4 protein-coding genes and 1 tRNA gene are annotated in these 2,695 nt (G+C 61.6%); all 5 read right to left on the reverse strand.

Features of this window, described 5'->3' with window-relative positions:
* Positions 1–271: 271 nt before the first annotated feature.
* Positions 272–451 (reverse strand): hypothetical protein, encoded by a 180-nt coding sequence (locus tag H8B02_RS46700; RefSeq protein ID WP_212309788.1) that lies wholly within the window; start codon positions 449–451, stop codon positions 272–274.
* 87 nt (positions 452–538) lie between these two features.
* Positions 539–727: a hypothetical protein gene (locus tag H8B02_RS46705; RefSeq protein ID WP_229172434.1), complete on the reverse strand. Its 189-nt coding sequence runs from the start codon at positions 725–727 to the stop codon at positions 539–541.
* A gap of 480 nt (positions 728–1,207) precedes the next feature.
* A complete protein-coding gene (locus H8B02_RS46710) occupies positions 1,208–1,696 on the reverse strand; it encodes a hypothetical protein (RefSeq protein WP_229172435.1) in 489 nt (162 codons plus the stop codon).
* 102 nt (positions 1,697–1,798) lie between these two features.
* Positions 1,799–2,113: a DUF5658 family protein gene (locus tag H8B02_RS46715; protein ID WP_229172436.1), complete on the reverse strand. Its 315-nt coding sequence runs from the start codon at positions 2,111–2,113 to the stop codon at positions 1,799–1,801.
* A 178-nt stretch (positions 2,114–2,291) separates the two neighbouring features.
* Positions 2,292–2,366, reverse strand: a tRNA-Thr gene (locus H8B02_RS46720).
* Positions 2,367–2,695 lie beyond the last annotated feature (329 nt).

Genomic DNA, 2,695 nt, shown 5'->3' on the forward strand with positions numbered 1-2,695 from the left:
CCGGCGCGGGCGCCGGATCGAGCAGGGCGACGATGCCGGCAGCGGCCACGCTCAGCAGCGTGAAGCTGCCCAGAAGCACCAAATTGCGGTTGGTCTCGCGGACCCTCATGCGGGGAAAATCGCGTGAGGGGGCATAATGTTCCGAACAAATCCTCATACGCTTTCGCGCGATTTGGCGGCAGGCCTGAGAAAGTGCGTCAGGAGCAGACCTGAGAGCTCAAGTACACCAGTACACCGGCCTGATTGGCCGGCCGGAGCGGCCGGGTTCCGCCTAGTGAGCCATCGCCTGGGCAGGTGCCGGTTCAATGCTGCGGGCCTCGATCTGGTCGGCGTAGCGGCCATACTCCTCGGCCATTTCGAGCAGCTTTTCACGCACCGCGGCGTCGGTGACCTGGCGGGCCAGCCGTCGCGCCTGATCGGACTGGAAGCGATAATGGGCTGTGTCGGACATCGTAGGCTCCTCACACATGTGTAAGGGCCATCCGGCAAAGGTTCATCAAGCCGTCATTGAAGGGCAGACGTCATCGAAGGGAGGGCGTTATTGAAGGGTGCTGGACTGATCGGTCACCGTCGCCGTGACCGGGTGGCCGGCCTTGTCCTCGCGGACCTCGACCTCGAACCAACCCATCTCCTTCAACTCGCGCGCCTTCTTCTCGGCCGCGTCTTCGCTGTCGCGCTTCAGCACGATTTGGCTGGTGCCATCCCGGGCAAGGATCAAATAGGTCATTGGCTGAGTCCCATCCCACATTCTGCATACCGCGTTTTGGGCTGCAAGGACAGAAACAAGGCACGGGATGGGTGATCCTACGGGGATGATCCCACGATTCCTGCCAAGGCAAAGCACGGCCGGCTGTTCCCGACGGCTGCCGATATTGGCCAGCTACGCCGGATCATCGCCGACATCCGAGACGCGCTTGAGACGAGCGGAGCTTGACTGGCGAGCTGTCCGCCACTGGCTTCCAGTGGCAGCTGTACAAGTTGCGCTTCGTAAAAGCGCACTGAGATGACGGACATCATCCTGCTTCGCTTGCGAGCCTGCCGAGCAAGGCTCGTTTGATGAGTCACCGCTGTCTTGCGTGTTCCCCGCAAGTGCCGTCGGTGATGCGAGGCATCTGGTGGAGACCGGAAGACTGCGGCTTCCGTTAAACGTTGTGGGTAATCCAACTGAGGCTCTTTGATTGAGCCGCAAATACATGCTCGGCTTGGATCAAGGACAATGCGCGGCGCAAGCCGCGAAGATCTGGATGGAGGACTCGATGCCCAGGCACTTCGGTTTGAAGGCGACATCGGCGGCAGGACGGTCGGCATTCACGGGATCATCAAGAGATTTGCAGCAGCGGACCGCGTCGGCATCTGCGTCGAAGAACCGTGCTTCGGTCAGTTCGCCGGCATCAAAGCCCGCTTCGCCATGCTCGGAGCTGCCGTATTCTCCTGCGAGCTGGCGGGGCTGCTGCGGTCGACGGTCGATCTCGGCCGACTGAAGCTGCGCGCGACGAAGCGTGGCTGACCAGTCTTCATAGCTCGGACGGCTCGTGCTTTTGTCGCGCTTCACGTCCATGCGATCGATGCGTTCATCGATCAATCGATTCAGTCTCTCGTCCCGCAGCGTGTCCTTCCTGAACAGCCCGCCATGCAGGCGATAGGCGAGGAGGAGCAGGACAACAGCAACGCCGACGAGACAGTAGGACCCGTCCATAGTCAGAACCGCGCCTGGCAGTGTCCATTGTCAAACAACGAGCCTCGGCAACTGTGCCAGGCAGCGCTAACGGCGGCTCGCCAGCATCACCGCAAGGTCAGCTCAATTGGCGCCCGCCAGGATAAACAGATTATTGTAGACGGGCAGTGTAATGAGGGCGACCACATAAGCCACTTGGCGTTCGTTGTTGCCGTGCCAGAGCAACCATATCACGAGGTAGGTTAGGCCCAGTTTAGCAATAAGCCACCATTCACCCAGCCACTCTTGGGTGAGCCACATGAACGGGTTCAGTTCGCCCATTCCCCGCTGCAAGATCTCGTTGGTGGTGATCAGATCCGAGTAGCCCATCAGCAGGGCGCAGACCAGCAGCAATGCCTTCAGCAACGACGTCCGCGCCCGCGACTGCTTTTCCGTCATCCGGTGCCTGCCCGAAATCCGCTTGTGGCTCCCTGTCGCGCAATTTTGCGGAATGTTTTCGGCGAGTGCAAGCCTCCACGACCCGGTTGTCCAACGCCACGCCCTCGAAACCAACCAGGTTGGGCATCCCGTATCGGGGCGCGGCCAACTGACCCGCTTCATTGATTTCGCGAAAAACTGGTGCCGGCTGAGGGGATTGAACCCCCGACCTTCAGTTTACAAAACTGCTGCTCTACCGCTGAGCTAAGCCGGCGACATGGGTATGATTTGCGCGCTCGCATAGCAGACTTGGTGCGCCGGGGCCAGAACCTGAATGCCAGAACCCGGGAGGTCCGGATCGACCCTTCGCCTCCACCGGCCAGGCGGCAAAAAGGCGGCCCGAAGGCCGCCTTTTGCGCATCAGCGGTTCGCCTGAGCTACTGGCAGGGATGTCGCAGGCCGTCGCTGCCGCGGAACTAGGTGCCGGGGGTGCAGACAAAGCCGTTCTGCCGGGCGTATTCCTCGCCGCCGATCGGGGTGCGGGCATAGTCGGGGCCTCCGAACGGGGCGGTCGCGATCGCAGCCGCCGTGCCGACCGCGCCG

Origin of the sequence: Bradyrhizobium altum (assembly GCF_020889705.1) — a bacterium.
Classification (GTDB): Bacteria; Pseudomonadota; Alphaproteobacteria; order Rhizobiales; family Xanthobacteraceae; genus Bradyrhizobium; species Bradyrhizobium altum.

Excerpts from the sequence above, each read along its gene's own strand:
- H8B02_RS46715 (WP_229172436.1), bottom strand. The coding sequence starts at position 2,113 with ATGACGGAAAAGCAGTCGCGGGCGCGGACGTCGTTGCTGAAGGCATTG.
- H8B02_RS46700 (WP_212309788.1), bottom strand. The coding sequence starts at position 451 with ATGTCCGACACAGCCCATTATCGCTTCCAGTCCGATCAGGCGCGACGG.
- H8B02_RS46710 (WP_229172435.1), bottom strand. The coding sequence starts at position 1,696 with ATGGACGGGTCCTACTGTCTCGTCGGCGTTGCTGTTGTCCTGCTCCTC.
- H8B02_RS46705 (WP_229172434.1), bottom strand. The coding sequence starts at position 727 with ATGACCTATTTGATCCTTGCCCGGGATGGCACCAGCCAAATCGTGCTG.